We start from the raw sequence: 15,585 nt of genomic DNA, 5'->3' as shown, positions 1-15,585 counted from the left end.
ATACAAGGATACTTCATCTTTAATGTAGCTGGCGGTTGAAAATATACATTTGTAGATCCTAATAACGAGACCAACTCGTCATTCAAGTCAAGCCGTTGGCCCATTATACACCTCTCCTAAATGTAAGATAAGTCTTGGCTGTTTAACTTCAACATTGTTTACTTTCCAAACAGCTTCTAACCATCTTACATAACGAATTTCAAAGAAGTGATTTATGGCAAACGGATCTGATATAATAGAGATAGCATTTGTTAAGGTAATGTTATCATTTACTGTGTCAGCATCTGATGAAGCCCTCTTTGTTAGAGTCTGTACATCACCATAATATGGTCTCTCTATTGGTGTATCTGTCCAAACACCATCAACAGTCTCTGATGTCTGTCCAAAGCCTATCATTCCATAAAACTTTGCCATAAAATCACTTCCATTTTGAATAGTTTAATACCAGGGACTCGAGGGCCCTGAATAACTAGAATCAGTGATTTGATCAAATATAATAGCAGCCTTCGGGCGTACCAAGCAACCACTAATACGCGTCTCGATCAAGTATTTCAGCTTGTTATAATCGATATCAAAGTCATCAAAGAACGACACCTGACCGCCAGCATTAGAACCAATCGTGTAATCACGAGGATTAAAGAGAATCGCTTTAAGATCCAGCTTGTTAGTACCATCAACACGGAAGACGCCCTCCATGATCGGTACTTCAACAATCGAGCTTACACGCAGGCCAGAGGCGAGCTCTGCTTCCGTGCTAAATATCCTACGACCTGTAGTATCCTTAACAAGAAGCATGTCGGTCACAATATCAGTAGTTGCAAAGAGAATAGGAGTACCACTTCCACGATAATCTTTACGAGCACGAATAATACTATCGATAAGGTCCATAACAGGCAGACCCAAATCCAAAGTATAGCGAGTTGTAAAGGGCGACACGTCTTTATAGATTGGACGGATGCAGTCAGTATTGATCTTATCATCTGTACCAAGTGGACGGCCGTCGCCAGTAAGAATAGCCCGAGCAATTTCCTCATTAAGACGCTCACGCATCTCGTTCTTGATAAACGCAACTATATCAAAATCCGTAATATCTAGTACGTCATCGCGATCAAGTTTCTGAGTTTTATAGATAGTTGTAGGATTGGTTGTCCTCTTAAGAACCGAAATAATTTCTTCAGCTTTCTGATTTCCTTTGATATAACCTTTGGCTCTTGCTTCATCTGCCGTAAGATCAGCAGCATAACTCTTAATATGAGCAAAAGGAACGTGCTTTGTAGAACCCATTATAACAGGCACCCAAGCATCATCCCTTTTAATAACCTCGGGCATACCACCAACAGATTTAGCATCAGGGAAAAGAACCTCTATGTTGGTTATAGAGTGAGCAAGGCAAGCTTCTTTCATTGATCCGAGACGTTTAGCATCTTCAAATATAGTTTTTATCTCTTCTGCGGAATGCCGAACAACTTCGTTGTTATCTTCCACGCTATTATCAAACACATTCTTTTTCATTTTACGACCCCCAATATTATTGTGTGTGGCTGTTGTTTCATCGTCTTTATCGTCTTCGTTATCTTCATCTTCGTTTTCATTATCTTCATCTTCGTCTTTGTTATCTTCATTATCACTATGAGATATAGAACTAATATTTTCAGCAAGAATATAAACCGCGTTCTTTTGTTCGTCAGTCATTGAGTTAAAAATTTCATCAAGACTGGCCCCGTCTTCTTCGTCGGCATTAATATCAGCGGTATCATCAGCTAAAGTAGCAAGCTCGTCAAATACATCCTCGCCATAAGCTTCGTGCAATAAATAAATGTAAACAAAATTCTTTTGTTCGTCAGTCATTGAGTCAATAACTTCTTTAACTGTTTTACCTTCTTTAACTGTTTTACTTTCATCGGTTTCATCAGCGTGTTTAACAATTTTTTCAAGTGCTTCGAGCTTATCTTGAGAATTTTTAATAGCCGTTAAAATCGTGTCTAATTTTTTATCATCCTCAAGTTTATCTCTAAGAGCAGCTCCATCTGACATATGAACAATACCTTCTTTTTCAACGTCAAATCCAAGTCCACTATATATAATAGCTTCTTCTTCATCAGTAGATATACTGCCATCAGAATGTTCTATAGCAACGTTTTCTATCATAGCGCCTGGATTAGCACCTGTTAAAACAAGACTTACCTCACGAATAATACCATGAACTACATCTTTACCTTTTTGTATAAGAGAGTTTGCATAAATACTAAGAGCGGTAATATCACCGTGTTCTACAAGAGCCTTAGCATTTTTTCCTGTCGGAGTATCATTAAACTTACAATATGCATAAACGCCATCTTCACGATTCTCAAGTATAGCATGGCCTAATATATTGGTAGGATCATTATGCATATGTTGCCATACAAGAGGTACTGTTGCCCCATCGTTTTCTTTAAACGCATCTTTTAATATTACTCGACCATCAGAACATTTGAGATTTACTTTAGTAGCATATCCCTTAAAGTCATATTTCATACTTTATACCTCCATTTTGAATTACTTAATTCCTTCTATTCTTCAATAGTGAATTATAATATTGGCGTCTTGTAACTTACTACTATGAAAAATATAATATATAGATAACACCTACTATTAGTATTAAGTTGGATACTTCGCAAGAAGCTCTTCTATCTCAACCTTTTCTTCATCTGTAAAATTATCAAAAGAATTAGTTTCTTCATATTTTGCTATTAGCTCATTTAATCTGGCCATATCAGGATCGTTTAAATTACTGTTTAAAACGCCAAGACCTTCTGCTTCTGAGTTTGGATTAGCTGGTTGAGAAAGATTCTTATTACGTAACTCATCTGCCTTAGGATCATCAGCAGGATACATACCAATAATAGCTCTAAACTCGTTAGAAGTAAGAATCTCATTACGAGTAAATTTGTCTGCCATATCTGCAAGATTGTTTGTTTGTATCATCTTAAATGGATCCTTCACAAATATAATCTTTTGTCCTTGTGTTCTTGCTGTTTTTGTCAAAAACTTTCTATTAAACTCATCTACAATAGCCGATAACACGGGTTCAATTGTTCTGTTATGATAATTAAGCATTATTTGCTCGTTTGCCGTACCATTAAATACTTCTGGTGTTAAGCCAAGTTGAGCATACAATAAATTTGTTAAATATTCAACTTGAGATTGAAAATTATTTTCTACTGGTCTGTTAAGTTGGGTTATACGTTCTGTTCCATCTGTATAAGCTATTCCATATTTAGATCCACTTAACTGTTCTTCAATCTCAGATTTACGTTTATCTGCTTGTTGTTTGCGAGCCTCTGTTTTAATAACATAAGGTAGTTGTATTATTAGATCAAGTTTGCCAGAACCAATAACTTCATCAAAATTATCAAGTAAACTAAGTTTTCTTATAAGTCGTTTTAACGTTGAGTTAACTTCGTTCATAACAGCATATAAAGGATTTTCAATAATAGCCGTAAAACTTTTAGGGATTGTTATTTCTTGCTTACGTCCAAGCTTTTCATGATATAAATCTACACGAACGTGTTCTGGATACCACTGGATAACTTTACCAACTCTTAATGTTTTGATATTATATCCACCGGTTTCTCCTGGATTTATATCAGTATCAACTGGTACGACAGCTATACATCCTTCATCAAATAACGACATAATAGCATCTTGTATAAAAGCTCGTCCTGTTTGATCTAAATTTGGTGATAACGATAAAGCATAATTCAAATCTGAATTTATAACAGATATAAAACGTCCGTTTCTATCAACTTTAACGTGTTTAAGTATATTTGCAGCAGCGTCTATTGCTATACGAGTATATATAGAAGCAAGAATAGAATGTTCAACACCAGTAATATATCTTGTTCTATCGGGTCTAGTAAAATCACCAGGTCCTAAGGCTGTATATCCATAAAATTCGTTTATTCGTCCCGTAAATACATTCCAAGCATGTTTTAATCGCGACACAAAGGATTCATTTATCATGCATCTAGAATCCTCCTTTCTATTACAAAAAATCTTAGTTAATAAATTAATTTATCATTAAAATATACCAATCCTTTTACTTCATTTTTAATAACTTTTATGCATTTTTAATAACTTTTATGCATTTCTAATTAGCTTAGCGTATGCTTTAAGTTTTTTCCCAATACGTTTAAACTTATCTGTAAAACTAGTTACGTATGCATCAACATTATCTTTAGCACGCTTTGATATAGTAGCAGTTGCGGTTACCTTATCATTAACAGCTGCAATTCGTTTTGATATATCATTTTTAATGTTTTGAGCCGTTTCTTTTACTTTTCTTTTTGCTGTATCACCAGCAACCTCAGCATAAGTATTTACATTTTTAGGTATATTTGAAAGCTTAGTTCTTTTTAAAGAACTAGCCATTTCTTTAACTTTTTCACCGAGAGGTTTATATTCTTCAACATAGTCGTGATCTTTCCATTTCATACCTTTTTTCCCATAATGCTTAAATTCATCTGAAGACGATGTAAATTGTTGCCTGTTATCAAAATGTACTAATGCTTTAATTTTATTCATTTATAACCCTCTTTTCTATATTGTATTACTATTCAAATAAATCTTTGTGATGCTTATAAGCAATATATGCGTCTAACATAGCTGACACAGAGTCAATCTTTTGATCATATCTTTTCTTAAGTAATTTTCTATTTCCATTAGTATCTTGTAATGTAATACAATTACCCATTGCAAACATCATAAGTTCTTGATCAAATATAAGTTGACGTTCTTCTGAATATGTTTTAAGTTCACCAAGAGGAACCGATTCTGTTTTAGCACCTTGAATAACTTTTTCTAAACCATAAGGACCATTCTCTGCTTGCCATCTTTCGACAAATTCTTTTGCATTATATGGATCAAAACCAAACGTTCGTATATCGTATTGATTTTCTTCAATATATTTTTCAAGGTCATCATATACAGACATCATATCAAGTACCGTACAATCTAACACCATTAAAGATCCTTCATTCATAAACGTATCATATTTTATTCTCATAGCACCAGGCAAACGCATAAGGGTTAAAGAAGAAATATAGCACCTTGTTTTAATGCCAAAAGATTTATCATTTAAAGGAAATAAAAATGTAAATGCACAAAAGTCATCACCTTGTGATAGATCAGCCCCAAGAGCACAAGGCATAGACCAAAAATTTTGATGTCTGTGGGGTATAGTTTCTTCATATGAAAAGAAATATGTATATCCTTCCATTGGAATACCAAAACGTTTAGCTAAAATATCATTACGAGCAGCAGGTACTTGTTCTGCTCTTTCAACATCAAGCTGATATGTCTCATAAGTAACAGTCTTACCAATATTTGGATTTGCTTTAATCCACATAGCAGGATCTGCTACTTCTTTAACATCATCTAATCTGTAATACCAAATAGAAACATGTGGATTATAATATTCACCTTTTAGTATGTTTAATAGTTCCATTTTGATTGTATCTCCACTACTATTACGTATTGTACCTTCTGATGTAATAGCAACAATAAGATAATCATCAATTTTACTTGCTCCTTGTTCTAAGGCGCCAACAACATCTTCTCTGATATCTCCAGATAGCCATTCATCAACTGTTACAATCTTAGGTCGTAAACCCTGAAGCTTATCAATAGACATGGGTCTTATCTCAACTAAAGATCCAGTAAGATAATTTTCAATACCTCTTTTTGTAGAAGAAAGTTTTACGCGATCTGACTTAAGACCAGTTGTGTTTTGTAAAGAACCATCTGTGAGAAATTTAAAAAGAGGCCCTCTGGCCCTTATAATAGAAGTTTTTATCGGAGACATAACTTCGTCTGCTTGCTTCATTGTTGGAGCAGTTGTTATTTGATGTGTTGTTGTCGTATCAACATTAAGAAAGAAATTTTGTATACAAGAAGCGTACATTGACTTTGCTGCTCCTCTTGCTACTATAAGATATTGCTTATTAATTAAACGTTTTTTAATAAGCTTATTAACATATTTTTTAAGATTAGGATCATAAATACTTCGTTCAATAAAATAATACCAACAAAATATCTGTTCTGACCAAAGTTTAAATGTATCAAGTAACATAAGATCAGATCCATCGGTTAATGTAAGCTCTTGTTCACAATATAAGATAAATCCATCAACGGCTTCTTTATCATAATAAATTGATAAATTTTCAATTAAAGCATCAATACGGTTCATTTCCATTGAAATTTCTTTATTTACTGGTATTTCACCTGCTAAAACAGCGTCTCTAAATAATCCATAATAATATGGAACCGCTGTATTTGACAGTTCCATCGTTATCTACTCCTTTAAATTATTTCAAAAATTGTTGTTTAAACACTCTCAAAAACTCATCCACATCTTCTCGTGCTTGTTTTGATTTTTCTGAAGTATCAGATTCGGCTTTAGCTTTATTTTTCTTTATAAGTTTATTTAATAAAACAGAAGCACTTGCTTTGGCGACTGGTTTAACCAGCTGCTTTCCGATAGAAGTCATACTACGTTTAAATATACTTGGTGGTTTTTGAGTCAACGCCGTTACTTGACGTTCTGAAGAAATACGTCTTATTATATCTGATAATTCTTGATCAGTCATTTCTGATGGTTTTTTTGATAAAATACTATCGACCCGTTTTCTATCAGAAGATCTTTTATCTATCTTTGTTATAACACCCCACTTCATACCAAGAATACCATAATGCTTAAATTCTTCTTGATTCAACGTTATCAACACCTTTGTTTTTTTAAATAGTAACTTTTTCTTTAATGTTTAAACGCCATTCAAGTTCTGAAATTTGTTTTTCAAAAGAATTAACAAGAAATGAATTCTGTGGAGGATCAAATAATAATCTTACTTTTAAATAAATATAACTTTTAAGCATATCATAACTTACGTCAGTCTCATAATCTTTCCATTTAGTTGTTTTGTCTTTTATACTAAAACCACCAATAGGTCCAATACCTATTTGTTCTAAAACCGAAAATATCCCATTAATTTGCATTATTATATCTACATCAAAATGTGTATAATTTTCTTCAATACCAAGAAGTTTTTTAATTGATGTTAATATACTGTCCATATTTTATTTACCACCACACATTATATAAAATTTGTCAAAAATGATTTTATTGGTAACTCAATATCTTTTCCCTGATCTGGATAGAACATAGTCCAACGTCCAACACAAAACCCACCATTCGGTAATGGCGCAGGATGTGATCTTGCAATCGATCCTATATAATCTTTAATATCGTGTTCTATGATTTCTTGTGTATCTATATTATACTCCATAATAGCCGACGGAACTTGAAAAGCACTTCCACTAACCGTGAATGTACTTCTTGTTATATCTCTACCAACCCACATAAGATTACCATTTGGCAATAAATTTATTTGATGAATTGTTTTAGAAGGAACTGGAATAGCTCTTACTAACGTTCTGTTAATAATATCAATTTCTATTAAGAACATAATAAACATAATACTCGACGAACTATTTACATCAAAGCTAGCTCCAACATATACACTTGTAAAAACATTATCATTTTTTCCAACATGTAAATATTCACCAACACCAAGATTATATCTTTTTATTTGATTAATATAAGATTGTTTATCTGAATCTGATACGTTTGCATATACATGCGACGCATCATTAAAAAAATCATTTACGGTATATATTATAGGAACATCTATTGTTCCAATTTCATCATATACTTGAGCATACCAATCTAATTCCATAATAGTCAACGTGTAGGCAGCAGGTATTGTTGTATAAACCTTATTATCTCTAACATTATATAAAAAATATAATTTTCCATTTGGGCCAAGAATACACTTTGGGCGACTTGTAATATTTTCTGGAAATATAAGATAATAATTCTTTTCAAATTGTGTTGGATTTAATAAATTATAAATAGTAAAACCCAAATCATTATATAAAATTATCATACCTTCTGGTGTTACAAACGAACTACATTCAATTGTAAAAAATATATTTAAATTAAATCCTTTAACAACATATCTATCTATAACTTTTTTAGGTGTTTTATATGTTTCCTTTTCTGGATCAGCACCTTCGTGTTCTTTTAATTCATCTCTTGTTAATGCTATATGATTTGGTAATTCCATACTAAAAACATGATCGTCTTTTTTATATAAAATATCTACAATATTAAATAATTGTTTTAATAAAACTTCGTGTTCAACACCTTTTTCATCACATTCTACCAATATCTTTCCAGGAGATTCAATATATTGCCCCGTTTCTTTATCTGTAATGTATCTAGGACTTGAAAAAAAGATTGTATTAAATGGATTGAGACCTTTAAAATAACAATTTTGCCAAAAATTTTCTTTTAACATCCGTATTGGCATATTAAATAAATCTAGCATCGTTTCATTCTCTTCTGAACCAATGCTGATATTTGATTCTAGAGAGCTTAATTCCCAACCATTTGTACCAATATATAAATCGCCATTAACAAAAGCATAATCAGAAGCTGATCCACCAGAGTATTCTGTTCTAAGTTCTTCGACAGTATTATATATTCCTTTAAAATCACTATTAATATATTCTCCATATCTAGTATTAGGCGCTTGTACTATAGTCCATTTTTTAGTTGTTGCATTATATGTAGCACGCGCCGATCCTCCAATATGAAAAACATAATCTCCATCATTTAATTGATCTGGCTCAAATAGTTCATAATCATTCTCTGTTTTAAGCCATAAAGTACTACTATACTTCGTACCATTATATACAAACATTAACGCCGTATTGTGAGTTCTAAATTTAGTTTTATCATTTAAATCTATTTTTTTAAATACTATTTTTCCAATAGCCCACGAAACACCATTAGTATCAGTCATTGTGCTCGGTGTAGTATTTGTAGTAATAAGATCGCCAAGATAATTATATATTTCTAAAGAATATAAACCATTTGCAACCGTGGTATATTGATTAGTAAATAAATAAATAGAATTATAATTAAATAAAGTTATTCCATCAGGCATAAAGTAAGGAGAAACGTTTTTCCAATATACAGTTAAGGATTCTGTTTTACCAGTACTTGGAAAATAAAACTCAGAACTTCCAATACTTTGTGATTCATATGTATCATCGTACTGATTATAAGTTAAATTTATTCCAGTATAAGAAAAACTTGCGCTCACATCATCATCAAACACAGCTTTAATATAATTAAAATCTCTTAAAATATAACTACCATTACTTAAACCGCTTACACCATGACTTATAAAATAATGACCTTTACATTTTCCACTAGTATCTAAAACAAATTTAGGATTTATTATTGCACGAGTAATACCGCCGTAACTTTGTGCTGTTTTATAATTTGATAATGGAAAAACAACATATCCGTTAGGCATTATTACACCTTCACCATCATTATTTAGACTATACTCTGAACCATTTAAATAATCATTTAACATTTCGTCAATATAAACATAAGTATTATGAGTAGAAGTGCTACTCCAATAATATAATGGATATGAAACAGATTGATTAGCTTCTGCTATTCTATTATAAGTTAAATGACTATTATCACTCATCATTTGTTTAAATTCTTCCCATTTAAAATAAGATGAATAATTCTCATAAACAGAAACAGGAACTTTCGTTACTACAGGATTTGGTGAACCCGGTTTAATAGTAAAAAATATTGGATTACCCATAAAATATTTATTACCAATTGTAACATAAAATTTATCACAATAAAATGGATGATCTATATAACTCTCACCCTCTTTAAGTTTATTACGAACGTCAAATATAAATTCTTTATTAACCTCTAATTCTGTAAATGTAGCATTGCCATCTTCATCTGTTTGAGTTGCAGCAACTACTATTATATTATTGTTTTCATCTATTTCTAATATAAATGCATATAGCTCGGATATAGGAGTATCATCTTTTAAATGCACCATTTGAAAAACAACGTCTCTAACTTCTTCGTCCGGCATAAGTAGTTACCTCCAAGGTATAGTATCATTAGGTGTACGTTCAATTATCTTCCATTTTGAAGTAATATCAGCACCGGTACGAGAACCAAAGTGAATTGCATTATGTGTATCAAAACTAACACATATAAGGTATTCTTCATTAGCAACATACTCGTGACGATCGTTTATCATGTCCATTGTTATGGGATTCATATGATGAACGGTAATATTACCATAAAGATCATAACCCTTAATCCCAAGATCGCACGCTCCATCTCTTAAAATAACATTATTTCGTATTCTTTTCCAATATGAAGAACAATATAAAGCTTGATTGAGGTAACGGTCATAACCAAAAGTTGCTTCGCCCACTACCCCAACCAACTTAAGATAATCAAATCGTTCTTCAAAAGTTTTTAATAATACTAATTCTGTATAACAGCGTCTTTTAGAATGATAAGATTTTAACATTTAACACCACCCACAAATTTAATTACCCCAATAATATTGAGTATTTATACTCGGCGTCCCAGTAATAGCTCCACCAGTATTAAGCAACATATCATCCAAACTTCCTTGACCCATTGTACCATCCTCAGTAGAATATGGTATTCTCCATGGTACTCTTATAAAATCGGGACCTTTTTGTGTTGTCTGAACTTTAATATTAGTACATCCAGCAAGCATCTCAGCATAACAATAATCAGTTAAAGTTAAAGCAGGTAATATTGGTGGACCCGCTGTACTTGTGCATCCACTAAACATCTCACGATAACAACTATTCCCTAACGTTGTCGCTGGTAGCATCGTAGCAGAATTTATTTCTAAACTTGTACAACCCATAAACATACCATAATAACAATTATCAGTAGCGACGAGAGCTGGTAAGTCTGGAGTATTAAGTAAACTTTCACAGTTTTCAAACATCATATAGTAACAATTATCTTGCAATATAGTAGCTGGTAGAGTCGGAACTTCTTCAAGACTTATACAATTTCCAAACATATTTAAATAACAGCCAACGCCCAAACTAGTAGCCGGTAAAGCTGGTGGTTTTTTAAGGCTTGTGCAATATGAAAACATTCCAGCATAACAATTTTCACCTATAGTAGTAGCTGGTAAAATTGGAGCTTTTTTTAGATTTGTACAACTTGTAAACATATATCCATATGTATTATCGCCCAATGTTGTAGCTGGAAGTTCTGGAGGAATAGTAAGATTTGAACAATCAAGAAACATATTAGAAAAACAATCATCTTCTAATGTTGTTATATCATTCTCATAATCTAATAACCTATTAAGACTACCATATATTTCAACTCGACTCGTATTAAAAAACTTCCACATATTACTAGAAACTCCACTAGTAAATAATGCTGCCGAATCCATCTTGCCACGCATATAAATGATTTTACCAGTAGGAGTTTCATTACCACTTTGTATAGTTGTCCAAGTGGTGGTATCAAAAGAATATTCCAAACTTCCAGTATTTGAATAACGGGGTTTTATATAAAAATTACTATTATCTCCTACAAATCTAACATAAGGTAAATGAGCATAAGAAACAGGAGCACTTAAAAATAACCTATAATATATTTGTTTATAATAACATGCAGAAATCGGAGCGACCTCTTTCATAAGTCCCGTTATTAATTGATCTTTATATTTAATATTATTACCATTCGATATACTTCCAATTCCCATTATTTATCACCCACAAACTCAGTAATAATATGTTGTATGTAAATTAATATTGGTAACTTCTCCACCAGTGTTTGTAAACATACCTAGAATAGCATCAGTTGGAATGTTATTAATAATTCCAGTTAATGGCAACCGCCAAGGACGATTGTGTTCGGATGTTGATGTTTCATAAAGTTTAATGTTTATACAATATCTAAACATAAACGTACAAGAGCCAATAGCTAATGTTGTTATTGCTAAACTTGAAGGTTCTTTAAGCCCATAACAACCTTGAAACATAAATGCATAACATTCCTCAGCCAAAATAATAGCTGGTAATATAGGCACTTCTTTAAGATTTCTACAATTATTAAACATACTCCTATAACAACCTTCAGCTAAAGTAGTAGCTGATAATACGGGTGGCTCTTTAAGGCTTGTACAATTATTAAACATACTCGTATAACAACCTTCAGCTAAAGTAGTAGCTGGTAATACGGGTGGCTCTTTAAGGCTTGTACAACCAGAAAACATACTCCTATAACAACCTTCAGTTAAAGTAGTAGCTGGTAATACGGGTGGCTCTTTAAGGCTTGTACAACCAGAAAATGTACTCTCATAACAACTAACACCCAAACCAGTAGCTGGTAAAGCAGGTGCTTTTATAAGATTTGTACATTCCTGAAACATCGAAAAATAACAAGAATCTAATACTGTTGTCGGTGGATTTTCATAATCTAACAGAACATTAATATTACCATATATTCTTACTTCTGTTACATTTAACAATTTCCAAGGATCATAACTATAATATAAATATAATCTATTTGTATTCATCTTTCCACGCATATAAATTGTAGAAACACTTCCAGTTGATGTTGTGGATCTAGATGGTATTTGCGTCCAATTAATAGTATCCGTTGAATATTCTAAAACCCCAGAATTGATATGAATTGGAGTTATTTCAAAAGAAGCATCATTACCAACAAAAGTAAGATAAGGTAAAGTTAAATCATCAAACTTAATTACATTAACAAAATTATATATTTTATTATTTTTACCAAGATCGGAAATAGATTGATTTTCTTTAATTAAAGAAGTAATTTCTTTATCTTTATATTTAACTATACTCCTATCTAAGATGCCCATTGTTTTTACCCAAACAACGCCCTTACAATAAAAGCGTCACTACTTGTTGGCGCTGTAAAAAATATTATTTTTAAAGTATTAGCATCTGTTTCTGTCCAAGAATATAGCGTTGGATCAACGCTTATAGACGTTACATTATTTATTAAACTAACACTCATTACATCGGCGTTTTTATTATGAACTATAACAAACTCTGTTACACTACCAGTACCAAAAATAGTCACTTTATGAGTAGTATTTATTAAATTTGCATTTGTACCAACGGTTGCCCATTTTAAAGCTCCATTAGCAGTAGATGATTTTGTAAGAACTGTATTGGCTGCTCCACCACTAGGCACAAGTTTACCATCAGCCGTAAGATCAAGAACAAAATTTTCTAAAGATGCCACCACAAATTCAGAAGATGCTATTGGCATATTAAATAGCTCCCTTCATAATCATATTAAATCTATTACTAGCTTTCCATCTATTTCCCGAATATCCAATATCTTCTAATGAAGCAATCGTTAATAATGATAAAAATACATCAACAATTTCATTAGTTGAACCTTGTAATTCTAATCCAGCGGTCATAAGTTCAAACTTAAAATCACGATTTCGATAATCAGAATAATCAATATTACTTTGATCCCAATGAGAATATATTGAACCCTCGCCACCTTCGTTTTCTATAGGAACAAAAGTATCTTCCTCATGACCAGGAATACCACTTCTCCACATTGCTAAAGCATTTCTTCCTATAAATTTTGTTCGATCTGTTGTATCAAGAACTTTATTAGCATATTCAAGAGCAGCATATTGAGGATAGTTTAACACAAGATATGTATAAAAATCAGAAAATAAAGTTAAATCAATATTCCATAACGTACCAAATCCTAACACATGCGCCATTTCATGATATACTACAGGAAAAAACGTTGAATAATATGAATTTGATGTATCAAGAGTATAACTATCAGAATTAAAAGTCATATGTCCTGTTTCTGGTATAGCATAGATAGCTAAAAAAGGACTAGAACTTAAATTCATAGAAAAAGTATCTGGGGTAGCTTGTCCTAATACATTACTCGCGAGTTTTTCAAATGAAAAATCAATAGTAATATCATCTGAATTAGGAAGTGCTATATTCCATAAGGCAGTTGCTTTATCTATTTGTGGTTTATATAATTCTTCATATGCTGGGGTTTTTAATGTGGTTGTGATCATCGAAAGCATCCTTATCTATAGGATAAGCAAGTTTTTTAGCATATTCTTTAATTTCTTCTTTCATTTTTTCTGAAAGAATAAGCTTACGCTTCTTAACTTCATTAATATTATCATCGTTCATAATATTAACCTCCTAGTAAATAACTTCTTCCCAAACATACGTCCAAGCACTAGTAGCACTATCATATACTGCTAAAGCCATATATTTTTTAGATGTATTAGTAGGATCTGTAGAAGGAGCTTTTCCACCAGTTCCACTACTAGATATTGTAAGCCAAGCAACATCTTGATCTGTAGCAGATGCTTTTCCAAGTACCTGGCCAGTACTTCCGCCAACAGGTATTCCATTTGGTATAGTCATCCATTTAACAGCGCCGTTTGTATTTGACGATTTTGCAAGCACTTGATCGGTTGTTCCACCAGTCGGTATTTCTTCTGGTATGCTCATCCATTCTACATCGCCATCCGTACTTGATGCTTTTGCAAGTACTTGACCAGTTGTTCCGCCAGTAGGCCATTCAACAGTACCAGATCCACCAGAAGGTTCAACAGGTGCAACTAAGCCCGCACTATTAATACCTAATATTTTTCCTGAATTTGTGCTTCCTTGATTTTCTAATACATAATTTGGTAAATCATCTGTTATAAGATATAACTTTGTTGGATCTTCTTTCTCACTTTGAGTTAGCGCCCAATACTCAGCGCTTGTAAGATCAATATGATCAACTCCAGTAAAACTAGAAGGACTAACCCATTCTACATCTCCTGTGGTATTTGTTTTCTTAGCAAGTAATTGTCCTTTAGTTCCAGCAGAAGGCAACTCAATAGGAACATTAACCCAGGCAACCGCTCCGTCAACAGTAGAAGTCTTAGTAAGGACTTGCCCCGTGAGACCCGCGTTAGGTATGCCGCCCCCACTTGTACTAGGAGGATCAACCCAGGTAACGTCTTTATCTGTAGCAGATGCTTTTCCAAGTAATTGACCGGCGTTACCACCTGTTGGAACTTCTTCTGGTATATTATTCCAATTAGCATCGCCATCAACAGAAGAAGCTTTTATAAGCATTTGGCCAGTTGTACCACCATTTGGTAAACCGTTCGTTCCTGCTGTAGGACTAACCCAGGTAACATCTTTGTCTGTAGCAGATGCTTTAGCTAAAACTTGACCTGTAGTACCTCCAGAAGGAAGCTCGTCAACCCCACTACCCATTTTTGGTATAACATTACCTTCATCGTTTACCGTTAATACATATCCAGCATATGTTATTCCTTGATTAACTGTAATATAATTTTCGCCACCATCTAATATAAGATATATTTTAGTTGGGTCTTCTTTCTCGGCTTGAGATAACGCATCATAATTACTCTTTGTTATTTCCACATGCTCAATAGAATCGCCACTACTAGTTGGAGGATCAACCCAGGTAACGTCTTTATCTGTAGCAGATGCTTTTGCTAACACTTGACCCGTAGTACCACCATCAGGAACTTCTTCTGGTATATTAGTCCAAGCAATAGCACCATCAGCATTAGATGTCTTAGTAAGAACTTG

At 32.8% G+C, this 15,585-nt stretch carries 14 protein-coding genes and 1 pseudogene; all 15 read right to left on the bottom strand.

Annotated elements, in window-relative coordinates:
* Positions 1-87: 87 nt before the first annotated feature.
* Positions 88-414: a hypothetical protein gene (locus tag LBD57_RS04285; RefSeq protein ID WP_373470094.1), complete on the bottom strand. Its 327-nt coding sequence runs from the start codon at positions 412-414 to the stop codon at positions 88-90.
* A gap of 24 nt (positions 415-438) precedes the next feature.
* Positions 439-2,514 carry a phage major capsid protein gene (locus LBD57_RS04280; protein ID WP_373470093.1) on the bottom strand — a complete coding sequence of 692 codons (2,076 nt, stop codon included), beginning with the start codon at positions 2,512-2,514 and terminating at the stop codon, positions 439-441.
* Positions 2,515-2,637: 123 nt separating this feature from the next.
* Entirely contained in the window at positions 2,638-4,002 is a 1,365-nt protein-coding gene (locus LBD57_RS04275) for a phage portal protein (protein WP_373470092.1), read from the bottom strand.
* Between the two features lie 117 nt (positions 4,003-4,119).
* Complete coding sequence (locus LBD57_RS04270; RefSeq protein ID WP_373470091.1) at positions 4,120-4,563, bottom strand: hypothetical protein; 444 nt, start codon at positions 4,561-4,563, stop codon at positions 4,120-4,122.
* A 28-nt stretch (positions 4,564-4,591) separates the two neighbouring features.
* The gene (locus LBD57_RS04265) at positions 4,592-6,325 is read right to left on the bottom strand and encodes a terminase TerL endonuclease subunit (protein WP_373470090.1); all 1,734 of its coding nucleotides are present in this window, start codon (positions 6,323-6,325) and stop codon (positions 4,592-4,594) included.
* Positions 6,326-6,344: 19 nt separating this feature from the next.
* Positions 6,345-6,764 carry a hypothetical protein gene (locus tag LBD57_RS04260; protein WP_373470089.1) on the bottom strand — a complete coding sequence of 140 codons (420 nt, stop codon included), beginning with the start codon at positions 6,762-6,764 and terminating at the stop codon, positions 6,345-6,347.
* Positions 6,765-6,774: 10 nt separating this feature from the next.
* Entirely contained in the window at positions 6,775-7,110 is a 336-nt protein-coding gene (locus LBD57_RS04255) for a hypothetical protein (RefSeq protein ID WP_373470088.1), read from the bottom strand.
* Between the two features lie 20 nt (positions 7,111-7,130).
* Entirely contained in the window at positions 7,131-10,016 is a 2,886-nt protein-coding gene (locus LBD57_RS04250; protein ID WP_373470087.1) for a hypothetical protein, read from the bottom strand.
* Between the two features lie 6 nt (positions 10,017-10,022).
* Positions 10,023-10,367 carry a hypothetical protein gene (locus LBD57_RS04245; protein ID WP_373470086.1) on the bottom strand — a complete coding sequence of 115 codons (345 nt, stop codon included), beginning with the start codon at positions 10,365-10,367 and terminating at the stop codon, positions 10,023-10,025.
* 117 nt (positions 10,368-10,484) lie between these two features.
* A complete protein-coding gene (locus LBD57_RS04240) occupies positions 10,485-11,699 on the bottom strand; it encodes a leucine-rich repeat protein (protein ID WP_373470085.1) in 1,215 nt (404 codons plus the stop codon).
* A gap of 18 nt (positions 11,700-11,717) precedes the next feature.
* On the bottom strand, positions 11,718-12,827 hold the full coding sequence (locus LBD57_RS04235; protein WP_373470084.1) for a hypothetical protein: 1,110 nt from the start codon (positions 12,825-12,827) through the stop codon (positions 11,718-11,720).
* A gap of 5 nt (positions 12,828-12,832) precedes the next feature.
* A complete protein-coding gene (locus LBD57_RS04230; protein WP_373470083.1) occupies positions 12,833-13,243 on the bottom strand; it encodes a hypothetical protein in 411 nt (136 codons plus the stop codon).
* 1 nt (position 13,244) lies between these two features.
* Positions 13,245-14,033 carry a hypothetical protein gene (locus LBD57_RS04225; RefSeq protein ID WP_373470082.1) on the bottom strand — a complete coding sequence of 263 codons (789 nt, stop codon included), beginning with the start codon at positions 14,031-14,033 and terminating at the stop codon, positions 13,245-13,247.
* Complete coding sequence (locus LBD57_RS04220) at positions 13,999-14,154, bottom strand: hypothetical protein (RefSeq protein ID WP_373470081.1); 156 nt, start codon at positions 14,152-14,154, stop codon at positions 13,999-14,001. Before LBD57_RS04220 ends, LBD57_RS04225 begins: the two co-directional genes overlap by 35 nt.
* 12 nt (positions 14,155-14,166) lie before the next feature.
* Positions 14,167-15,585, bottom strand: a pseudogene (locus tag LBD57_RS04215) (hypothetical protein); the annotation flags it as partial.

Source organism: Candidatus Endomicrobiellum cubanum, from assembly GCF_031278955.1.
GTDB classification, from domain to species: domain Bacteria; phylum Elusimicrobiota; class Endomicrobiia; order Endomicrobiales; family Endomicrobiaceae; genus Endomicrobiellum; species Endomicrobiellum cubanum.
The sequence above is the reverse complement of the archived record's forward strand: the minus strand, read 5'-3'. Positions and strand labels throughout refer to the sequence as shown.